The sequence below is a fragment of the Tunturiibacter gelidiferens genome, from assembly GCF_051013345.1.
Classification (GTDB): domain Bacteria; phylum Acidobacteriota; class Terriglobia; order Terriglobales; family Acidobacteriaceae; genus Edaphobacter; species Edaphobacter gelidiferens_A.
The window spans coordinates 1,213,905-1,233,845 of the sequence record NZ_CP132939.1; the positions used below are offsets into that span (position 1 = coordinate 1,213,905).

Consider the following 19,941-nt stretch of genomic DNA (forward strand, 5'->3'; position numbering starts at 1 on the left):
ATGGGTGCATGCGACGGGCTGACCGACTCTTCCGAATCGTACGAGTGCTGCGCGGCGGCAGATTGCAGACGGCGCGGATGCTGGCGGAGAAGCTGGAGGTTTCGGAGCGGACGATCTACCGGGATGTGCGCGATCTGCAGATCTCGGGGATGCCGATTGAGGGAGAGGCTGGGGTTGGGTATACGCTGCGGCGGGATATGGACCTGCCTCCGTTGATGTTTACGCGGGATGAGTTGACGGCGCTGGTGCTGGGGGCGCGGATGGTGCAGGCGTGGGGCGGGGCGGCGAGTGTGGCTTCGGCGGACCAGGCGCTGCAGCGGATAGAGGCGGTGCTGCCTGCGGAGCTTCGAGAGCGGCTGGATTCAATTCTGATGTATGCGCCTGGGTTCCGGATGGTGCAGCCTTTGAAGGAGAGGCTGGATGTGCTGCATGATGCGTGCGTGGGGCGGCGGGCGGTGGCGTTCTGCTACGCGAAAGAGGACGGCCAGAGCAGCGAGCGCGAGGTTAGGCCGCTGGCGCTTTACTTTTGGGGCGGGGCGTGGACGCTGGCAGCGTGGTGCGAGCTCCGGAAGGACTTTAGAGTGTTTCGCATCGACCGAATGCGAGAGGTCGAGGTGCTGGGGCGCGAGTTTGTGCAGAAGAAGGGGCAGAGACTTGAAGACTTTGTGAAGCAGGTGACCAAGCCGCCCTATGTCTACGAATCGGCTGGGGCGGGTATTGGGCAGGGTTAGTTTACGAGGTAGGTTGCGGGTCGGGAAGAATCGTCCGTGGTGTTGTGTGTAGTGGTGAAGACGGCCTGTTGTACCGCAAGGCACTCGGCGACGCGCTGGAGCATGTCGGTGGGGTGTACGGGCTTCGTGAGGGTGGTGAAGTTGTGGCCGGCGTTGCGGGCGTGAACGAGGAGGTCGGCGGTTGCGGCTTGTCCCGAGAACAAGAGGATCTTGCAGGTGGGGATGCTCTGGGTGATGGCGATGGCGAGTTCGACGCCGGTCATTCCGGGCATCATGACGTCGGAGATGACGAGGTCGGGTCGGGCGCTTCGTGCGATCTCGAGAGCTTGGAGGCCGTCGTAGGCGGTGATGGTGAAGAAGCCGCTGCGGGAGAGGATTATCGAGAGAGTGTCGGCGATAATTTGTTCGTCGTCAACGATCAGGATGAGCGGTTTGTTTTTTTGGGGAGGGCTACGGCGTCTTCCCTGGGAACGTCCGCTACTGAAACGACTTCAAATTTGAGCTTCTTAGCCATGGGTTTTACCTCTTTTTCAAACCTAGACCTGTTTGCTCTATACGGGTTAACTCTTTTAAATCTGTGGGTTATGCGGGAGCTTAGGCTCCGTTGAAGAAAGCAACCCGTGCATCGGAGAATGAATCTATTTAGTGTTACGTTAACTTTAGGTTAGTTTTAGACCATCAGATCGAGGGGGACCTTGAGCCACGACGACGAATTGCTTTTGAAGGGAATGAAATTCGAGTCGGTGCTTCAGGTGAATGTTCCCAAGGGCAGGGATGGGAAGCACAAGGAGATCATCACTCAACTGTTGAGCGATATCGAGAAACTGGCTACAGGCAGCGCGCTGAAGATTCCGTTGGCAGAGCTGCCGGACTCGAAGGAGAACGTTCGGTCGGCGCTGAGCCGCGCGGCGCGGCAACGTCAGATGAACCTGGCCACTTCGAGCAACGATGAGTTTCTGTTTGTTTGGAAGACGGATAAGTAACTTAGGTCTGTAGGAACCCTTTTAGAGATCATGGCTTTGTCCTGCCGGACGGGCCCACTGCGCGTGGGGCGGTCACTTCGTGACTTGTATACCCCTTCGGTTGGCGCTCCCGTTGGTCGCGAGGGAAGATGATTCCGACCAACGGGAGGACCACGCGAAGCTCTAAAAAGGCGTGTGAACGCCCGGCCCTCCGCGCAGGAGGCCCGTCCGGCAGGACTCAGTCTTTAGTAGGGGTTGGGTTGGTTGCTGAGGATCTCTTTGCCGCCGCTTTGGGCGATGAAATGGATCTTGCCCGGGAGGATGGGTAGTGGTTGGGAGAGATCCTGCCAGAGAAAGATGCGGCGGGGCTCAAGCCAACGGAGTTTGAGCGAGAGAGCATCTTCGAAGATGGGTGGGGCGTCGGGGAAGAAGGAGCCGTACCAGAGATTGGACGAGCGGCCGTCGAGGATGTGGAGGTCATTGCGCCCGAGGTAGAAGCCGAGAGTGCTGGCGCTCTCGTACTCGCCGTGGATGACGATGAGGTCGCTGGGTTTTAGCTCGGGCTCGATGGCGGTGGCGAGCTGACGGGAGCTTAGGACCGGGGAGAAGATCTGCAGGCCGATGTGGGCGGCTAAGACGAAGGCGAAGGTGGCGGCGGTGAGGCAGAGGTTTGCGGCGTGCGGCTGGTAGGCGCGGCGGAGAAGCCAGTTGGCGAGGGTGCCGGAGAAGAGAGCGATGGCGGTGAGGAGGAGCGGGTCGCGGAAGGCTCCCATGGCCTGGGCGTTGAGGTCGAGGAAGTGGCCGAAGGAGAGGGCATAGTCGCTGGGATTTTGTTTGAGGAGTGAGGCGAGGTCGGTGCCGGGGTTGGGTGGGGCGGAGTGCAGGAGGAAGAAGCCTGCGGTGAGGGCGGCGAGGGAGCCGAGGACGAGGAGGACGACGGAGATGCGCTGGCCGGAGCGGACGAGGGGGTTGGGGACGGCGAAGGATTCGGCTTCGGTGGCTTCGCGGTCGAGCCATGCGGCGATGAGAAGGATCATGGCGGGGAGGGAGGGGAGGACGTAGTACTCCTGGCGGGTGGAGAGGGAGAAGAAGAGGACGGGGATGATGGCCCAGAGGCCGAGGAGGAGGAGGGTGTTTTCGCGCTGGGTGAGGGTGCGGATGGAGACTCGCGGGCGGAGGGCTTTGCGCCAGGGGACGGTGGCGAGGGCACGAAAGAGGAATGCACTCCAGGGCATGATCCAGATGAGGATGAGGGCCCAGAAGAGGAGGAGGGGGACGGTGTCGTAGTCGCGGGGGACGCGGAGGTTGAGGTAGCGGAGGAGTTGCTCGTTGACGAAGTAGAACCAGAGCCAGCCGTGGACGTTGCCGTCGGTGGGGAGGGGGACGGACCAGTGGCCTTGCGAGAAGGTGAGGTTGCCGGGATGGCCCTGGGTGGGGTTGGCGAGGGCTATGAGGATGTGCCAGGGGGTGACGATGAGGAGGAAGACGATGGTGCTTGAGAGGGGTGGAGCTGTCGGATGCGGGTTAGGACGGCGTGAAGGTTGCGGCGGGTGAGGATGAGGTGGGCTAGGACGATGAGGAGGGGAAGACGATGCCGATGAGGCCTTTGGTGAGGACGTTGAGGGCGCAGCAGGCGGCGAAGAGCCAGCAGAGGGTGGGGCTGGCGTGGCGGCTTGCGAACGTCGTTCCCGCCCTTCGCGATGAGGCCGCGAAGGATGGGGCGACCGGAGTTTTGTGGCCATGGAGAGTTGGGTCTTGTTGGTTTGGTGGGGATTGGCCGGACTCGGTGGCCCAGTAGAAGAAGAGGGCGAGGGTGAGCCAGAGGCAGACGTCGGCGTCGGGCAGGAGGATGCGGGTGAAGATGAAGATGCCGAAGCTGGAGAGGAGAATGAGGCCGGCGTAGAGGCCGGCTCGGGGGATTGAGCTTGCTCAGGGCTGCTGAAGGCGCGGCGGGCGAAGCCTTCGAGGATAAGGGCGAGCGAGAGGACGGTGAGGGCTATGGGCAGACGTGCGGCGGCGGTGTTGACACCGAAGAGTTTGAAGCTGAGGGCCATGCTCCAGTAGAGGAGAGGGGCCTTTTCGAGGTAGCGGATGCCGTTGGCGTAGAGGGTGACCCAGTCGTGGCGGAGGAGCATCTCGCGGGCGACTTCGGCGTGGACGGAGTCGGCGTCGTCGAGGAGCGGGGGGACGAAGAGGGTGAGGGTTGCGTAGAAGAGGAGCCAGAGGACGAAGAGGATGAGGCGGTTTTTTGTTGTGGGCGACATGGGGGATGGGGGTGTCGTCTGCATGGTGGCGGAGGTGCGAGGTGTTAGGTGAGTTTATCAACTGCCGTGAAGACGCCCTACGCGGGCGGCGGTCACTTCGTGACATGTATACCGGCTTCGCCTCGGGCCTCCCGATGGTCGGCATAAAGCTTTTTATCGCGACCAGCGGGAGCGCCAACCGAAGGGGTATATCCGTCACGAAGTGACCGCTCCACGCGCAGTGGGCCCGGCCGGCAGGCCATATGATGAGAAGCGTGTTGTTTGAGCGAGGGCGTTCAGGTTGAGTGAGTTGGTGCGAGTTGCGGAGGTTGCGGGGCCGCCTGCGGACCTGATCTTTGGGGATTGGTATCCTGCGCTGCGCGCTGGGGAACTGCGGGAGGGCAAGACGGCGAAGGCGCTGCTGCTGGGGGTTCCGCTGCTGCTGGGGAGGAAGACGGGTGGGAGGCTGTTTGCGATGCGGGATCTTTGTCCGCATCGGGGGATTCCGCTGTCGGCTGGATGGTTCGATGGGGAGACGGTGACGTGCAAGTATCACGGTTGGAAGTTTGAGCCTTGCAGCGGGCAGTGCAGGGAGATTCCTTCGCTGACGAGCCATGAGACGCTGGACCCGACGAAGATTTATGCGGGTGCGTTTCCTTGTGAGGAGCGGGATGGGTTCGCCTGGGTTTATCTGCCGGAGGCGGGGGCGGGGCGAGTGCAGGTGTTGGAGGCGCTGCCGCCGGTGCCGGAGGTGCCGAAGTTTTCGGCGAGGTTTCGGAGCGCGCACCTGGTGGCTGAGCTGCCCTGCAATGTTGACCATGGAATTATCGGGTTGATAGATCCGGCGCATGGGCCGTTTGTGCACCAGGCGTGGTGGTGGCGGTCGGCGGCGAGTATTCATGAGAAGACGAAGCACTTTGAGCCGCTGGAGGACAGGGAGAATAACGGAAGGAATGCGGGGTTTCGGATGTCGTCGCATGCTCCGAGCGCGAACTCGGCGCCTTACAAGCTGCTGGGAGTTTATGGCGAGCCGATTACGACGACGATTGATTTTGTGCTGCCGAATCGGAGGTACGAGACGATACGCGCGGGGGAGAAATGGTTTTCGAGCCTGACTACGATTACGCCGGTGACTGGTTCGACTTGCAGGATTGACGTAGTTGCGGCTTGGAATGTTTTTTACTGGGTTCCATTTGTAACTTCTATTGCTACGTTCTTTGGAGCGCGGTTTGTGCGGCAGGATCAGCAGACGATGATTGAGCAGGCCGAGGGGTTGAGATTTCATCCGGGGCTGATGCTGATCGATGATGCGGATAAGCCGGCGAAGTGGTACTTCGCTTTGAAGCAGGCGCGGTTGAAGGGGACGGGGGAGCATCCGTTGAGTGGGCCGGTTACGCTGCATTGGAGGAGTTGAAGCTGACCGCCTCTTCTCGTCGAAATTGCGCAAAGTTCTCTAATTGCGAGGGCCAAGTTTCGGACTCTGGTGTTGATTGCTCCAGGAGTTGTGCAGGCCCTGTGGCCAAAAGGTTAGCGCTAAGGCTCAGGCGGTGGGGGCGATGACGGTTGGCTTGCAGCCAGTGAGTGGCATATTTAACTTGCCATAAATGGATATTTAGGATAAATTTACGACGCCGTTCTTACTGTCCCCTCGCACGTTCGCAGGGTTCATGGTCAGCGTCTGCAGAAGAACCTCGCACCGCAATAGCAACCGCGCTGGTTCTGTTGGCACTTGGTCGCCATAAGAAACGATGGAACGGCGAGTCTTCCAGGGCCTCGGGATCAAGGGAAATCCAGCCAGTTCAAATCCAGCCAGTTCCATGCCTCGATCGGGCATGGGACCAGCTCGTAGTGGCACGCAATCCTATACAGCACGCAATCTATACGCACGCAACCCTGTATAAGGAGGGATTGTCATGAGGATCAATCAGCGATAGGTAGCTAACCGTGTTGGTATTACCACACGAGATTCTTGTCCAGAGAGTGTTCCAGGCCGATGACCAGAAGTAGCGCGCTTGCACCTTACGGCGGTGCGGTGCGGTTTTGCCAGTAACCTCGCTGCCCTCCCACCGACCAATCTGCGACCTATCCAGGCCTGTTCGCTCCAGAACGTCTATCCCCAAAAAAGGAGAAATCAAATGAAACGTCATGTTCGCGGTTTTTTGTCACTTGCGAGCGCACTCGTCTTCGCGAGTCTCTCTATTCCAACCGCGCGCGCGGATGAAGTCACCGACTGGAACCAGATCATGTTCCAGACGGCGCTCGTCGCAAAGACCAACCCTCTCGATATGACCCGCAATGCGGCGATAGTGCAGAGTTCCGTGTTCGATGCGGTCAACGGGATCACCCGCAGATATACGCCTATCCATGTGAAACCTGCGGCCCCGTGGGAGTCTTCGCCAAGGGCTGCTGCTATCCAGGCGGCCTATGCGAGCCTGGTGAGACTGTATCCCGCCCAACAGAGCACCCTTGATGCGCAGCGGGCCGCGTCGCTGGCTGCACTCGTGGGGAAACACCCCCGCCATGAGCGGCAGGAGGCTATCGACAACGGAGTCCATTGGGGCCAGGAGGTTGCGGACTCGATCTGGGCCTGGCGCAGTACCGATGGGTTCACTCCTGCTCCGCCACCCTTCCTTGGGGGAACCAATGTTGGGCAGTGGCGTCCTACTCCCCCGGATTCTTGCCCGGATTTGGGCCGCAGTACGCGTACATGACTCCGTGGGTGATCAAGTCTCCGTCGCAGTTCCGGCCGGGTGGTCCTCCAGCCTTGACCAGCGCTCTATACGCAAAGGTTTTCAATGAAACAAAGTCGATGGGCAGTTTGACGAGTGTTACTCGCACGGCCGACCAGACTCTCTTCAGTCAATTCTGGAATGCGAGCACCGCCGTTTTCTACTGGAACCGGATTGCGCTTTTTCTACTGGGTAAGGAACACCACACCACATTGCAGGAGAATGCGTTGATATTTGCGGCGGTGAACGTTGCCATGGCAGATGCAGCTATCGCCTGCTGGGAGGCGAAGTACTACTACGTGGCATGGAGGCCGGTGACGGCAATCCGACTGGCTGACACGGACGGAAATCCCGCGACAATTGCGGATCCGAGCTGGGTCCCGCTGTTGAATACGCCACCCCATCCGGAGTATCCGTCGGGCCACTCCACGGTCAGTGCCGCAGCCGCGACGGTGCTGGCGCACTACTTCGGCAAGAATTCTTCCTTCATGGTGGATTCTGACGTGATGACCGGCGTGGTCCGCTCCTTCCCCAGTTTCTCAGCGGCCCTTACTGAGATCGTCAATGCCCGGGTGTTTGCCGGCATTCACTTCCGTACGGCGTGCAATGACGGACAGGCGACGGGTACTGCCGTTGGAGAGTATGTTCTGCAGCATGCGTTCAGGCGCGCGGAGCGAGAAGAGGGAGAAGACGAAGACTGATGCTGGTTGGGGTCAAAACAGCGTTGGGTGACCAACGCCCTTGTGTTCATCGGCAGGCTAATTCCGGATAGTTGGCGATTCGGAAGCAACGTGGATATAAAAACTGGAATGGTCTGGGGCGTGGTGGTTAGAAGGCGCTGACGCCCTCTTCGATGACGAGCTGGTCGACTTTGATGTTCATGGTCTCGCCTAGTTTTTGAAGCCTTCCTTCCACTCGTCGGACCAGTAGTTGGTGTCGCTTCGGCGGAGAAGGTCGTTCCAGATGTTCTGGGCCTGCCAGATGTTCACTTCGAAGGGCATCTTGTGGGTGGCCTCTGCGACTTCAATGGCTGAGGTCAGAGCGTCGGAGGCCTGAGAGTCTCCGGCGGCTGCGGCTTCCAGGCGGATCATTGCGCGCTTCATGCGCTGTCCAGTGGTGTAGCTGAGTAGAGTTGTATCGAGTGGGATCTGGTCAACCTCGGCACGGGCGATGAGTGATTCTATTTCGGCGGTGTCGAAGTTTTCGGACTCGATGGCCTGGCGCAGGCTGGCGTTGATGGCGAAGCGGGCGGCGGTGGCGAGGGCTGGCGGAGCGGTCATGCCGGACTCAGTGAGGAAGTGCATGAGGGAGGCGTGGTCTTCGTAGATCTTGCGGAGGGAGTCCTCCATCTCGGAGACGGTCTGGTTGAGGATGGTGCTGAGGATGCGGTGCTGCTCGTCTGCGAAGAGCGAGGTGAGGGAGTAGGCGGTTTCGCCGAAGAAGCGGTCGATGAGGCGGATGACCTCGGGGAGGTTGGCGCGACGGATGGCGGTGCTGATGTCGGTGGAGAAGGTGGCGAAGGCCTCGACCTCGGCTGGGTTGGTGGAGTTGTAGGCTTTGACGGCGGCGGAGAGGTTCTGGTCGCCGAGGTGGAGGACGGCGAAACAGAGCTCCTCGCTCTCTTCGGTGATGCGGGAGTAGAGGAGAGCGCGGCCCAGGGAGACGCGGCCACGGCCGGAGTTGAAGACCTCCTGCGATTCGCGATGGACGTCGAAGCAGAAGAGCTCGCCGTGCTCGGGATAGGCGCGGAAGATGGAGCTGATGGCGTAGTGGGCGCCGACCTGCTCGAGTCCGATCTTCATGTTGGTGACGTAGCGGCGATAGACTTCTGCGCCGTCGCCCATCTCGGGTACGTTGCTTTTGGCGCGGGCGAGGCGGGTGAGGAACTCGGCTTCGAGAGCTGCGCCGGGAGGGCCGAAGAGTTTGGCGGCGAGCTGGAGGACGCGGCCAGCGTAGGCGATGATCTGCACGGTTTCTATGCCGGAGATCTCGTCGAAGAACCAGCCGCAGCTGGTGTACATGAGCTGGGTGTGGCGTTCCAGCTCCATGAGTTCGAGGGCGGCGACACGCTCGTCTTCGGTGAGGTGGCGTGTGGCGTGGTCGGCGAAGAAACGGATGATGGAGGCGGGGGATCGGTCGAGGACGACGTGGATGTAGGCGTCGCGAGCGGCCCAGAGATCGTTGAAGAAAGATTGGGAGAGCTGTTCGGCCAGGGGCGCGGTGGCGTCGCGGAGATAGTCGAGGGACTCGCGAAGGGGAGCGCGCCACTCCTGGTTCCATCCGGCTTTGCCGCCGTTACAGCCGCAGTTGGAGCGCCAGCGTTCGACGCCGTGAGCGCAGGACCAGGAGGTGTCCTCAGCGACTTCGGCCTCCCACTTAGGCGGGAATTTCTCGAGGAACTCGCCGTAGTTGGTGAGCCTGGCTTGCTGACCCTCTTCGATACGGTGCATGGCGGAGGAGAGTGCCATCTCGCCGTGTTTGTGATGATGGCCGTAGCTCTCGCCGTCAGTGGCCACGTGTGAGATCTGTGCGAGTTCGGGGTCTCCGGGAGAGGCGGGGTGAAAGCCGCTGAGGAGACGGTTGGCAAAGTTTTCGCCGCTGTTGAGGAGGCCTTCGAAGGCGATGGCGCGGGAGCCGGGGCCGTCGTAGAAGAAGACGGCGATGGTGCGGCCTTCGTCGAGTTTGACGAGGTAGGGGCGGGTTGGATCTACGTTGGCGTTGGGGGTCTGGACCCAGGGCTCTTCTGCGGGGGCTGCGGCTGCGGCGACGGGATCGAGGTTTGGTTTGGAGGCTGTGCCTGCGGGAGGATCGAGGCGGCGCACGCGGGCGCACTGGACGGGAGCGAGGATGGTGAACTTGATGCCCTCCTGCGCCATGAGGTCGAGTACGTTGCGGTTGACGGCGGTTTCGGCGAGCCACATGCCTTCTGGTTTGCGGCCGAAGCGGGATTCGAAGTCGGCGATGCCCCAGCGGATCTGGGTGAGGGCGTCGCGGCGGTTGGCCAGGGGCATGATGAGGTGGTTGTAGACCTGGGCGACGGCGGATCCGTGACCGCTGTATCGCTGGGCGCTGAACTTGTCGGCGTCGACGATCATGCGGTAGGTGCGAGGGGCTTTGTCCTGCAGCCAGCTGAGGAGCGTGGGGCCGAAGTTGAAGCTCATCCGGGCGTAGTTGTTCATGATCCGGATGATCTCGTCCTGCTTGTTGGTGATGCGGGAGGCGCCGTTGGGGGCGTAGCACTCGGCGGTGATGCGGTCGTTCCAGTCGTGATAGGGGGCGGCGGAGTCCTGGACTTCGACGGTTTCGAGCCAGGGATTCTCGCGTGGGGGTTGGTAGAAGTGGCCGTGAATGCATACGAAGCGGGGAGCTTCGACGGCTGTTTGCGGCTTGGGGGACTTCGCGGCGCGAGGTTTGGCCATAAGTATTCAGTTAGAGGGTATCGCGGGTGGAGGGGTTGGGTGCGGCGCGCGAAGTAGAAATTTCGCGGATTCGACGAGAGCGAGGCCGTAAATCATTAAAGGGTGGAGTTATGCGGTCCGGGGCGAACGCTCCGCTGGCGGGATCAGATAAGTGTTCCGTCCGCTGTGCTCGTAGCGTGAGAGTGCCCAAAGAGAGAACGAAAGCGTGGAAACCGAGAGATAGAAGAAGGCGTAACGCAACTTGTCCGAGTGGAGTGCGAAGGTTACGACGAAGGGCGCAAGCATCACAAAGGTTGCGGCGCCGAAGATGAGAAAGAGGCGTGGAAGATCCATGCGAATCCAAAAGGCGGTGGAAGCTACGAGAATCGCGAGCAATGGGAGGGTCCACTGAGGATGAATCACGGCGGGAATGTAGCGGAGCTTGATTCCGTTCTGCTGGAGCTGCAGCAGGAGTTGCGAGAGAGGATGCCGCCAAAAAACCGGTAGAGTGACGGCCAAGGTTGAGAGGAGAACGAGAAAGAACAGCACGGCAGTGCGGAGGCGGGAGGTTCGTTGCAGGGTAAACGAGAGCAGAGGAATCAGGATGACGGCATAGAGGATGCGCGACGAGAGGCCGACACCGAGAAAGAGTGCGGCGGGGATGGAGGCGTAAAGGGAATGATTCAGAGATTGGCTGAAGAGAGTAACGGCGATGGCGATGTAAAAGAAGTTGGTGAGGTAGTCGCCGCCTGAGGAGAAGTCGCTGAGATGTGCTGGTGCGAACAGGAGGAATACCGCGAGATAAAAGAGGGCGGTTGCGCGATAGCGGAAAAAGCGGAGGGTGAAGCCGAAGAATAGACCGAGCCACAGGAAGTTTTGCCAGGCGATGTGTCCCATAGCAAAGAATGGTGCGGCCAGCAGCATCGCTCCCGGCAGCGGGGTCGGTGGATTGCCCAGGAAGGTGCGCGTGTCGTAAGGGTATTGGTGATGGCGGACGGCGAGGAGTTCGATGCGGAGGGCATCTTCGCGGTCCGATCCGATGTTCAGGGTGTGTCTCAGGGAGAGGGGATAGAGGATTGCGAAGGCTGCCGTCAGAGCGAGAAAGACAAGCAGGAACCAGCCGATGCTGATCGTACGTGGCCTTCGGTTGAGACGAATGAGGCAGGACATACCGATGACGATGGAAAGAGAGCCAAGTGCCAAGGCGACTATTGCCTTAGCCGGAGAGAGATATTTGAGAAGAGGAGCGGCCGAGGTAAGCGCCCAGGCCGCGCAGATGCCAAGGACAGACAGAGTTCGACGGCCCGCTTCGGTCATAGGTAGGACTATACGGAGGGGATGTCAGGATTTTGTCTGCCGATGTGCGACGAGGTGGTCGAGCGTGGCGGTGAGAGTGATGGCGAGGACGTAGGCGACGATGTTTTTGAAAGAGAAGTAGCGGCCGAGGAGGATTTTTCCAGCGGAGGTGAGGCGGAAGGCGTCAATGGAGGCGATGGGGACTAGGCGGCTGAGTTCGAGCAGCGTGGCGATAGTGAGGGCGATGGTGGCGACTGCCATTGGGCGGAGCGTTGGGAGGAGGGTGGCGAGGAACCAGTAGAGTGCCTCTGCCCAGAGTGTGGAACCGAGGTATTTATAAAGGAACCAGGGCAGACCGAGCGGGAGAAAGCGTACGGCGAGGCCGATGGGGATGGTGATGAGCAGAAGGGTGAGGGTGGTGATGGAGCGGCGCATTGTTCGTCTGTTTCTGGTGTTTGAGGATCACGTTGTTTGAGGTGTTGAGGCGGCGGGATTGGCTGAGCGGACAGGCTGACTCCCAACTACCGTTCGCGACGCCTCTTGCGAAAATTTGGGGACCTGAGGGTGTTCCTGGTTGGATTTCTAAAATCAGGCGGATGGGAGTTTTCCGGCTGCGAGGTCGCAGGCGCGCCAGAGATACCAGCTGGCGACAGAGCACCAGGGCTGCCATTTTTTGGCGCGACGACGCATGATGTCGGGTTTGGGGAGGTCGGCGGGGGTGACCTTGTCGGCGGGTTTGAGTTTGCCGAAGGTGAGGGCAAAGCCTTTGCGGACGCCGTAGTCGTCGACGGGAAGGACGTTGGGACGGCCGAGGCGGAAGATGAGAAGCATCTCGACGGTCCAGCGACCGACACCGCGGACCTGGGTGAGGTGTTCGATGATGGCCTCGTCGGACATGCGGCGGATGCGGAGGAGGGTGGGGACGGTGCCGTCGAGGGTTTTGGCGGCGAGGTCGCGGAGGGCGAGGGACTTGTTGTGGGAGAGGCCGGCGGCGCGGAGCTGCTCGTTGGGGCAGTCGAGGAGATGTTGCGCGGCGAAGTGCTGGTTGGAGGTGACGGGATAGAAGCTTTCGAGGAGCCGGCGGTGGATGGTGGCGGCGGCTTTGCCGTGCAGTTGCTGATAGATGATGCTTTCGACGAGAGCTTCGAAAGGGGATTGGGTGCTGGAGACGTTGAGCTTGAAGGGGCCTGCGCGTTCGATGAGCTTGCCTAGTTTGGGGTCTGAGGTCGAGAGATCGAGCAGGGCTTGAGCGGTGTTATAGCGTGGAGGACGTGGCGTGTGGAACGGACGCGGCATGACACTGACGGTATCGCAGGAGGGGCGGAAAAGTCTTGTGGGCGATTAGCAGAATTCGGACTAAGTTGGTTTGCATTTACAAGTCTGATACGTTTCAGGCAGGTTAGATGTTGTATTGGTTTTCAGCCGATGAACAAGCATGCACGAGATGTTGTGTCGGCGGTTCTAGGCGGGTTCGATAATCGGATGTTGCAGGAAGAAAATCAGTTGCGAGTTGTTGCAGATGAGTTGAGACATTCTTTTCCACTGCTATACTCTGAGTTTCGAGACAGGAATTTTTCGGGGCACCTCCGATTGCGGACGCTCCAGCCGCCGGAGTGTGGATTTGCCCGGTAACCCGGTAAATTGATAGCAGCAGTACCTAACCCTTGACAGCAACTTCTCAACCCTTAGCTCAGGTAATGCAGAGGAAGCAGGAACGCACTCATGGCGCAAGTTTTTGACCGCAGTTCGAACGCGCTGGCTCGATTCAGCCTGGTATTGACTGGCGTAATCGTCATCGCGCTCGGCGTCACCCTGAACGAACTGCAGCGATCACCGTGGGTGACGCGGCAGGGTCAGCGGCCGGATCAGCCGATACCGTTCAGCCACAAGCACCACGTTGAGGGACTTGGCCTTCAGTGCCAGTACTGCCACACGCAGGTGGAGAAGGCCGCGTATGCCGGGATTCCTCCGACCAAGACTTGTATCAACTGCCATGCGCAGATCTGGACCAACGCCGAGCTGCTTGAGCCGGTGCGACAGAGCTGGGCGACGGGCGCGTCGATTCAGTGGATCCGCGTGCATGACCTGCCGGACTACGTTTACTTCAATCATGAGATCCACGTGAATAAAGGCATTGGCTGCGCGAGTTGTCATGGACGCGTGGACGAGATGCCGCTGATGTATCAGCAGAACACGCTGCAGATGGAGTGGTGTTTGAACTGCCATCGCAATCCTGCGGTGAATCTGCGGCCCACCAGTGAGATCTACAACATGGCCTGGGCTGGGCCTTCGAGCGAGAAGCCGGTGTGGTGTTCGAGCACGGCAACGGGCGCGGCTGGCTCTGGCCCGACTGCGCAGAGTGTGAGCTGCACGACGACGAATCCTTCGGGTAAGAGTCCTGAGGTGGCGATGCTGCAGATGAACACCGAGGCGAATGGGCCGACATCGAGCGATGTGCCGCCACTGGGGATCACGATGCCGGCGAGCTATCAGAAGTTCACGAGCCAGATTGACCTGGGCAAGTATCTGACGGCCCAGTACCACATCCGCAATCCGGAGCAGCTGTCGAGCTGTGAGACGTGCCACCGATGAAGACGACTGGGAACAAGACTGGAACAGACGAGACGATGGCTGAGATGAAAGCACCAGCAGGACAACCCGTAGTGATCACCCAGATTGCACCGGCGAAGATGACGCTTGCTGAGGTTCATGCGAAGCTGGATGGCAAGACGGGTCGGCGCTTCTGGAAGAATCTGGATGAGTTGGCGGATACGCCGGCGTTCCAGGAGTTGATGCAGGAAGAGTTTCCGCGACAGGCTGGAGCGGGCGAGTGGGTCGATGCGGTCAGCCGGCGCGGCTTCCTGAAGGTGATGGGCGCGTCGTTGGCGCTGGCTGGACTGGCGGGTTGTACGAAGCAGCCGGATGAGCCGATCTTTCCTTACATCAAGCAGCCTGAGGACCTGGTTCTCGGCAAGCCGATGTACTTTGCGACGGCTTATCCATTTCCGACGGGCGCGATTCCGGTGCTGGTGAAGTCGGATTCGTTCCGGCCGATCAAGGTCGATGGAAATCCCGAGCATCCGATGTCGAAGGGGAAGTCGGACGCTTTTACGCAAGCGACGCTGCTTGATCTCTACGATCCAGACCGTTCGCAGCATGTGTTGCATCGCGGTGAAGTTTCTTCCTGGGGTGAGTTCCAGCAGGCGTTTGCAACCGCCGCGAAGAAGACCTCTGGCGGGCAGGGCATCTACTTCCTGAGCGAGACAATTACCTCGCCGACTTTGGCGGCGCAGTGGAAACAGGTGCAGGCGGCGTATCCGCAGGCGAAGATGGTGCAGTGGGAGCCGGTGAACCAGGACTCCTCGCGCGCGGCTTCGAAGGCGGCGTTCGGCGGCTATGCGGACGCGCAGTACAAGCTGGAAGAGGCTGATGTCATCGTTTCGCTCGATGCGGACTTCCTGGGTGGCATTGCTCATCCTGGTTTCCTGTCGCTGGCTTCCGGCTACGCGGAACGGCATCGGTATGAAGAGGGTAAGACGATGAACCGGCTGTACGTCGTCGAGACCATGCCGACGGTAACGGGGTTCAAGGCGGAACATCGGCTGGCGTTGAAGCCGAGCGAGATTGCAACCTTTGCGGTGGCGCTGGCGAATGGTTCGGCTCCGCAGGGTGCGACCGCGGAACAGCAGAAGTTTTTTGCTGCGTTGAGCGCCGATTTGAAGAGCAGCGGCGGCAAGTGCGTTGTGATTCCCGGTGAGCAGGCTTCGCCGGCGGTGCATGCTGCGGCTTATGCTTTGAACTCTTCGCTGGGCGCTGTGGGTAAGACGGTTATCTACACCGAGACGGTGAACCCGATGCCGAGCGAGCAGGTCGCTGACCTGAAGTCGCTGGTCGCAGATATGCAGGCCGGCAAGGTTCAGTGGCTGGTGGTGCTTGGTGTCAATCCGATCTACTCGGCGCCGTGGGATCTCGGCTTCAGGGATGCCTTCGTGAACGTTCCGGTGACGGCACAGCTTGCCTCGCATGTGGACGAGACAGGTGCGATCTCGAACTGGCATATCAACAAAGCGCACTATCTCGAGAGCTGGTCGGATGCGCGTGCGTACGACGGAACGATCTCGATTATTCAGCCGATGATCGATCCTATGTATGGCGGCAAGTCGGCGCATGATGTGCTGCAGGCGCTGCTGGCGGATCCGCAGCAGTCGGCTTACGACGTTGTTGTTGCGAATGCGAAGACTTATATCAAGGGCGACTTTGCTACAGCGTGGCGTAAGGCGCTGCACGACGGCTGGGTGGAAGGAACTGCGTTCACGGCGAAGGCTGGTGGTGCGGGTAAGAGTGCCGTATCGTCCTTCGCGTCGGCTGCTGCTCCGAGCGGCCTCGAAGTTTCGTTCCGGCCTGATCCTTCGATCTACGACGGCCGTTTCGCGAACGTTGGATGGTTGCAGGAGCTACCCAAACAGGTGACGAGCCTGAGCTGGGATAACGCGGCCATCATGAGTATCAACACGCTGGCCGATTTGAAGCTCGATGAGTCGGATCCGGTAAAGATTTCGTTGAACGGCCGCGAGGTGGTTGCGCCGGCGATGATGATTCCGGGCCATCCGGATGGCGTGATTACGGTCCATCTTGGCTTTGGCCGTGGCGTTGAGGCGGGCCGTGTTGGCCAGGGTGTCGGTTTCGATGCTTACCAGATTCGCACTATGGACGGGTTGTTGTCGGTCTCAGGCGCGACTGCGAAGAAGGTGCCGGGAACGTACGATCTTTGCATTACGAAGGTCCACAACATCGAGCATCGCGGCAGCTTTGCGCAGCACGATCTGGAGAAGCCGCTGTCGGATAAAGAGGGTGTGTACTCTCTGGCTGGGCACGAGGCGGAGGAGCGTTCGATCATCCGCTATGCGACGCTCGAGGAAGTCAAGAAGAATCCGAACTTCGCTCATGAGGGTGGCGCGAGCGGGACGCTGATCGACAAGGTTGGATATTCGCCGCAGGGCGAGAAGGTTCCGCACGACAACTCGTTCTTCCCGGATAACTGGAACTACGAGAAGCAGGACCCATCGACGCTGAAGATTCAGAATGCCTGGGGAATGGCGATCGACCTGAACAGCTGCATTGGTTGCAATGCCTGCATCGTGAGCTGCTATGCGGAGAACAATATCCCCGTCGTGGGCCGCGAACAGGTAAAGGTAGGACGCAACATGCAGTGGCTGCGCCTCGATACGTACTTCGAAGGCGACCTGCATGCACCGAAGGCGCACTTTCAGCCGATGGCTTGCCAACACTGCGAAAACGCGGGCTGCGAACAGGTCTGCCCGGTGGGCGCGACGGTGCATACGCCTGAGGGCCTGAACACGATGGTCTACAACCGTTGCGTTGGGACTCGTTATTGCTCGAACAACTGCCCGTATAAGGTACGCCGGTTCAACTTCCTGTTGTATTCGGACTACGACACGGAGAGCCTGAAGTTCATGCGGAATCCTGACGTTTCGGTCCGTTCGCGCGGCGTAATGGAGAAGTGCAGCTACTGCGTGCAGCGTATCGAGGCGGCAAAGATTGAGGCGGATAAGGAAAACCGCGAGATTCGTGACGGCGAAATTGTCACGGCATGCCAGCAGGCCTGCCCGACCAGCGCCATTACCTTCGGCAACATCAACGACAAGGCAAGCAAGGTGGCAAAGGCCAAGGCTGAGGAGCGCGACTACCAGGTACTCGCTGATCTCAACTTCCGTCCGCGTACCACCTATACGGCCGGAGTCATCAACCCGCATCCGGAGCTGGCATAATGGCGACTAAAGGACCCATGCAAGACCCGATCGTCGATCCCATGATCGACCCGCGTACTGGCGAGTATGCGGTTATCGCGCCGGGCCATAACTTCAGGTCGGTGACGCAGAAGATTGCCGGGATCGTGCTGACGTCGAACACTCCGCTGGGCTGGTTTTTCGGCCTGCTGGTCGGCGGCGGCGTGGCGATGGGCGTGGTGATCGGCTGCACGTGGCTGTTTATTAAAGGCGTCGGAATCTGGGGCGTTACGATTCCCGGTGCCTGGGGATTCGCCATCATCAACTTTGTTTGGTGGATCGGTATCGGCCATGCGGGAACGCTGATCTCGGCGATTCTGTTGCTCTTCAAACAGTCGTGGCGTAACTCGATCAATCGGTTCGCGGAAGCGATGACGATTTTTGCCGTGGTCTGCGCTGGAACCTTCCCGCTGATCCACGTTGGCCGTCCGTGGCTCGCTTACTGGCTCTTCCCTTACCCGAACACGATGAACGTGTGGCCGCAGTTCCGCAGCCCGTTGGCGTGGGACGTCTTCGCGGTTTCGACGTATGCCTCGATCTCGATCATCTTCTGGTATATCGGCATGATTCCCGACTTCGGGACGCTGCGTGACCGGGCGACGATGCCGGCGGCGAAGTATTTCTATGGGATGCTGTCGCTGGGTTGGCGTGGTTCGACCCGGCACTGGATCCGATATGAGTCGGCTTCCCTGCTGCTGGCGGGTCTTTCGACGCCGCTGGTGCTCTCGGTGCACACGGTCATCAGCTTCGACTTCGCCGTGGCGGCGCTGGCGGGCTGGCATACGACGATCTTCCCGCCTTACTTTGTTGCCGGCGCCGTGTATTCCGGTTTTGCGATGGTGCTGACGCTGGCGATTCCGATCCGCAAGTTTTACCACATGGAAGACCTGGTAACGCTGCGCCATCTGGACAACATGGCGAAGGTGATGCTGGCGACGGGTTCGATCGTGGCCTACGGGTACGGCATGGAGGTCTTCATGGCGTGGTTTTCGGCCAGCCACTGGGAGTTCTTCATGATGTGGAATCGTATGTTCGGGCCGATGGGCTGGGCGTACTGGATCCTGATCCTGACCAATATCGCGATTCCGCTGACGACGTTGTGGTCGCGTAAGCTTCGGGTCAACGTGACGTTCCTCTTTATCCTCTCGCTCATCGTCAATACGGGCATGTGGTTCGAGCGCTTCGTCATTGTTGTGACAAGTCTCTACCGCGAGTACCTGCCTTCGAGCTGGGGTACGTATCGTGCGACGAAGTGGGACTACATGATCTACGTGGGAACGATGGGTCTGTTTACGTTCCTGTTCTTTCTGTTTGTTCGCTTCCTGCCCATGATTCCGATGTCCGAGATCCGGATGATGCTGCCACAGACCAAGGTGACGCCGGGCGGACAGATCGCAGAGATAGTTAGTGAGGAGGAATCTTAATGCCGCCCCGCGAAGGAATCTACGGAATACTGGCCGAGTTCAATACGCCCGGTGAGTTAGTGCATGCAACAGAAGAAGCCCACCGCGCGGGATACCGCCGGATGGAGTGCTATACGCCGTACCCGGTCGAACAAGCTGCGGAGGCGCTGCACTTCCACAAGACGCGTGTGCCGCTGGTGTGCCTGATTGGCGGCTTGATGGGAGTGACGACGGCGTTTCTGATGGAGACCTGGATCAATGTCTGGGCCTATCCGCTGAATATTGCCGGTCGGCCGCTGTTCTCCTGGCCAGCATTCATCATTCCAGCGTACGAGTGGACGATTCTATTCGCCGGGTTCTCGGCGGCGCTCGGGATGATTGCACTGAATGGTTTGCCGCAGCTCTATCATCCGGTCTTCAACGCGCCGAACTTTAGAAACGGCGCGACGACCGACAAGTTTTTCCTGTGCATCGAGGGGTCGATCCCAAGTTCTCGCTCGCAGAGACACGGACGTTCCTCGAGCAGTTCCCTGCGGTCTCCGTGGTGGAGGTGGATCATTAATACGCAAGTGAGATTGACATCCCGGCGTCTTGGCCTCGTCACCGCAGCGTTGTCCCTGCTGGTGGTCACGGGCTGCCGCCAGGATATGCATAATCAGCCAAAGTTTTTTCCGCAGCGCGGGACAGATTTTTATGCGGATGGCCGCTCCGTGCGTCCGCAGGTCGAGAATACGGTTGCGCGGAACCAGCTGCATGAAGACGCCTACTTTTATACCGGGCTCGTGAATGGTAAAGAGGGAGATGGCATGCCCTTCCCGGCTACGATCCAGGTGTTAGAGCGCGGGCAGGAGCGTTACAACGTCTACTGCACGCCGTGTCACTCGCGTGTGGGAAATGGTATCGGCATGATCGTGCAGCGCGGGTACTCCAAGGCCGGCAGCTTCCATTCGGCTCGGCTCGAGAGCGCGCCGCTGGGGCATTTCTTCCACGTGATGTCGAATGGCTATGGTTCGATGCCCGACTATTCCTCACAGATCACACCTGCAGACCGTTGGGCGATTGTCGCCTATATCAAGGCATTGCAGCTCAGCCAAAAGGCGACGCAGGCGGACGTGGCATCGGGAGCTCATGTTGAGCCGCTTGCAAGTATTGCCGAACGGGAGGGATTGCCAGGCTCCTTTGCTAATGAATGGGTGTTACCGCCGACTGCTGTGACGGGAACACCTGACAATGGACTTTATGTGCTGCCCGTCCCGGGAGCCGGGGCTGCTGGAACGACCTCTGCTGCACCATCGCGACCCAACGCAGTTCCTCCGGCGACGTCTGCCGGCCAAACCGCACCGAAGCAGTAACCTCGGAAGCTTCCGAACGA

General features: G+C 59.9%; 15 protein-coding genes. 9 read left to right on the forward strand and 6 right to left on the reverse strand.

Annotation, left to right across the window (positions count from 1 at the left end; all coding sequences use genetic code 11):
* Positions 1-8: 8 nt before the first annotated feature.
* A complete protein-coding gene (locus RBB80_RS05945) occupies positions 9-731 on the forward strand; it encodes a helix-turn-helix transcriptional regulator (RefSeq protein ID WP_433967330.1) in 723 nt (240 codons plus the stop codon).
* Here the strand turns inward: RBB80_RS05945 and RBB80_RS05950 are convergent.
* Entirely contained in the window at positions 728-1,156 is a 429-nt protein-coding gene (locus RBB80_RS05950; RefSeq protein ID WP_433969523.1) for a response regulator, read from the reverse strand. The two genes, RBB80_RS05945 and RBB80_RS05950, sit on opposite strands and share 4 nt — an antisense overlap.
* A gap of 303 nt (positions 1,157-1,459) precedes the next feature.
* On the opposite strand from RBB80_RS05950, the gene RBB80_RS05955 reads away from it, so the two are divergent.
* Complete coding sequence (locus RBB80_RS05955) at positions 1,460-1,714, forward strand: hypothetical protein (protein ID WP_433969525.1); 255 nt, start codon at positions 1,460-1,462, stop codon at positions 1,712-1,714.
* Between the two features lie 224 nt (positions 1,715-1,938).
* Here the strand turns inward: RBB80_RS05955 and RBB80_RS05960 are convergent, their stop codons facing one another.
* Positions 1,939-3,957, reverse strand: a complete 2,019-nt coding sequence (locus tag RBB80_RS05960) for a hypothetical protein (RefSeq protein WP_433967331.1) — start codon at positions 3,955-3,957, stop codon at positions 1,939-1,941.
* Between the two features lie 280 nt (positions 3,958-4,237).
* On the opposite strand from RBB80_RS05960, the gene RBB80_RS05965 reads away from it, so the two are divergent.
* The 3 genes from RBB80_RS05965 to RBB80_RS05975 all read left to right on the forward strand — a co-directional run bounded on the left by RBB80_RS05965 (position 4,238) and on the right by RBB80_RS05975 (position 7,366).
* Positions 4,238-5,350: a Rieske 2Fe-2S domain-containing protein gene (locus RBB80_RS05965; protein WP_433967332.1), complete on the forward strand. Its 1,113-nt coding sequence runs from the start codon at positions 4,238-4,240 to the stop codon at positions 5,348-5,350.
* A 721-nt stretch (positions 5,351-6,071) separates the two neighbouring features.
* The gene (locus tag RBB80_RS05970) at positions 6,072-6,647 is read left to right on the forward strand and encodes a hypothetical protein (protein ID WP_433967333.1); all 576 of its coding nucleotides are present in this window, start codon (positions 6,072-6,074) and stop codon (positions 6,645-6,647) included.
* 107 nt (positions 6,648-6,754) lie between these two features.
* A complete protein-coding gene (locus tag RBB80_RS05975; RefSeq protein WP_433967334.1) occupies positions 6,755-7,366 on the forward strand; it encodes a vanadium-dependent haloperoxidase in 612 nt (203 codons plus the stop codon).
* Between the two features lie 189 nt (positions 7,367-7,555).
* Here RBB80_RS05975 and RBB80_RS05980 read toward each other — a convergent pair whose 3' ends face one another.
* The 4 genes from RBB80_RS05980 to RBB80_RS05995 all read right to left on the reverse strand — a co-directional run bounded on the left by RBB80_RS05980 (position 7,556) and on the right by RBB80_RS05995 (position 12,655).
* Positions 7,556-10,084 carry a DUF3536 domain-containing protein gene (locus tag RBB80_RS05980; RefSeq protein WP_433967335.1) on the reverse strand — a complete coding sequence of 843 codons (2,529 nt, stop codon included), beginning with the start codon at positions 10,082-10,084 and terminating at the stop codon, positions 7,556-7,558.
* A 108-nt stretch (positions 10,085-10,192) separates the two neighbouring features.
* Entirely contained in the window at positions 10,193-11,380 is a 1,188-nt protein-coding gene (locus RBB80_RS05985) for a hypothetical protein (RefSeq protein ID WP_433967336.1), read from the reverse strand.
* Between the two features lie 24 nt (positions 11,381-11,404).
* Positions 11,405-11,794 (reverse strand): DUF2809 domain-containing protein, encoded by a 390-nt coding sequence (locus RBB80_RS05990; protein ID WP_433967337.1) that lies wholly within the window; start codon positions 11,792-11,794, stop codon positions 11,405-11,407.
* A 153-nt stretch (positions 11,795-11,947) separates the two neighbouring features.
* Positions 11,948-12,655, reverse strand: coding sequence for a DNA-3-methyladenine glycosylase family protein (locus RBB80_RS05995; protein ID WP_433967338.1), 708 nt, complete (start codon positions 12,653-12,655; stop codon positions 11,948-11,950).
* Positions 12,656-13,081: 426 nt separating this feature from the next.
* Between RBB80_RS05995 and RBB80_RS06000 the strand changes: the two genes are divergently transcribed.
* The 4 genes from RBB80_RS06000 to RBB80_RS06015 are packed head-to-tail and all read left to right on the forward strand — an operon-like array spanning position 13,082 to position 19,921.
* Complete coding sequence (locus RBB80_RS06000) at positions 13,082-13,951, forward strand: cytochrome c3 family protein (protein WP_433967339.1); 870 nt, start codon at positions 13,082-13,084, stop codon at positions 13,949-13,951.
* Positions 13,948-17,148 (forward strand): TAT-variant-translocated molybdopterin oxidoreductase, encoded by a 3,201-nt coding sequence (locus tag RBB80_RS06005; RefSeq protein ID WP_433967340.1) that lies wholly within the window; start codon positions 13,948-13,950, stop codon positions 17,146-17,148. The genes RBB80_RS06000 and RBB80_RS06005 overlap by 4 nt, the downstream gene beginning before the upstream one ends.
* The gene (nrfD, locus tag RBB80_RS06010) at positions 17,148-18,590 is read left to right on the forward strand and encodes an NrfD/PsrC family molybdoenzyme membrane anchor subunit (protein ID WP_433967341.1); all 1,443 of its coding nucleotides are present in this window, start codon (positions 17,148-17,150) and stop codon (positions 18,588-18,590) included. The genes RBB80_RS06005 and nrfD overlap by 1 nt, the downstream gene beginning before the upstream one ends.
* A complete protein-coding gene (locus tag RBB80_RS06015) occupies positions 18,590-19,921 on the forward strand; it encodes a quinol:electron acceptor oxidoreductase subunit ActD (RefSeq protein ID WP_433967342.1) in 1,332 nt (443 codons plus the stop codon). The genes nrfD and RBB80_RS06015 overlap by 1 nt, the downstream gene beginning before the upstream one ends.
* Positions 19,922-19,941 lie beyond the last annotated feature (20 nt).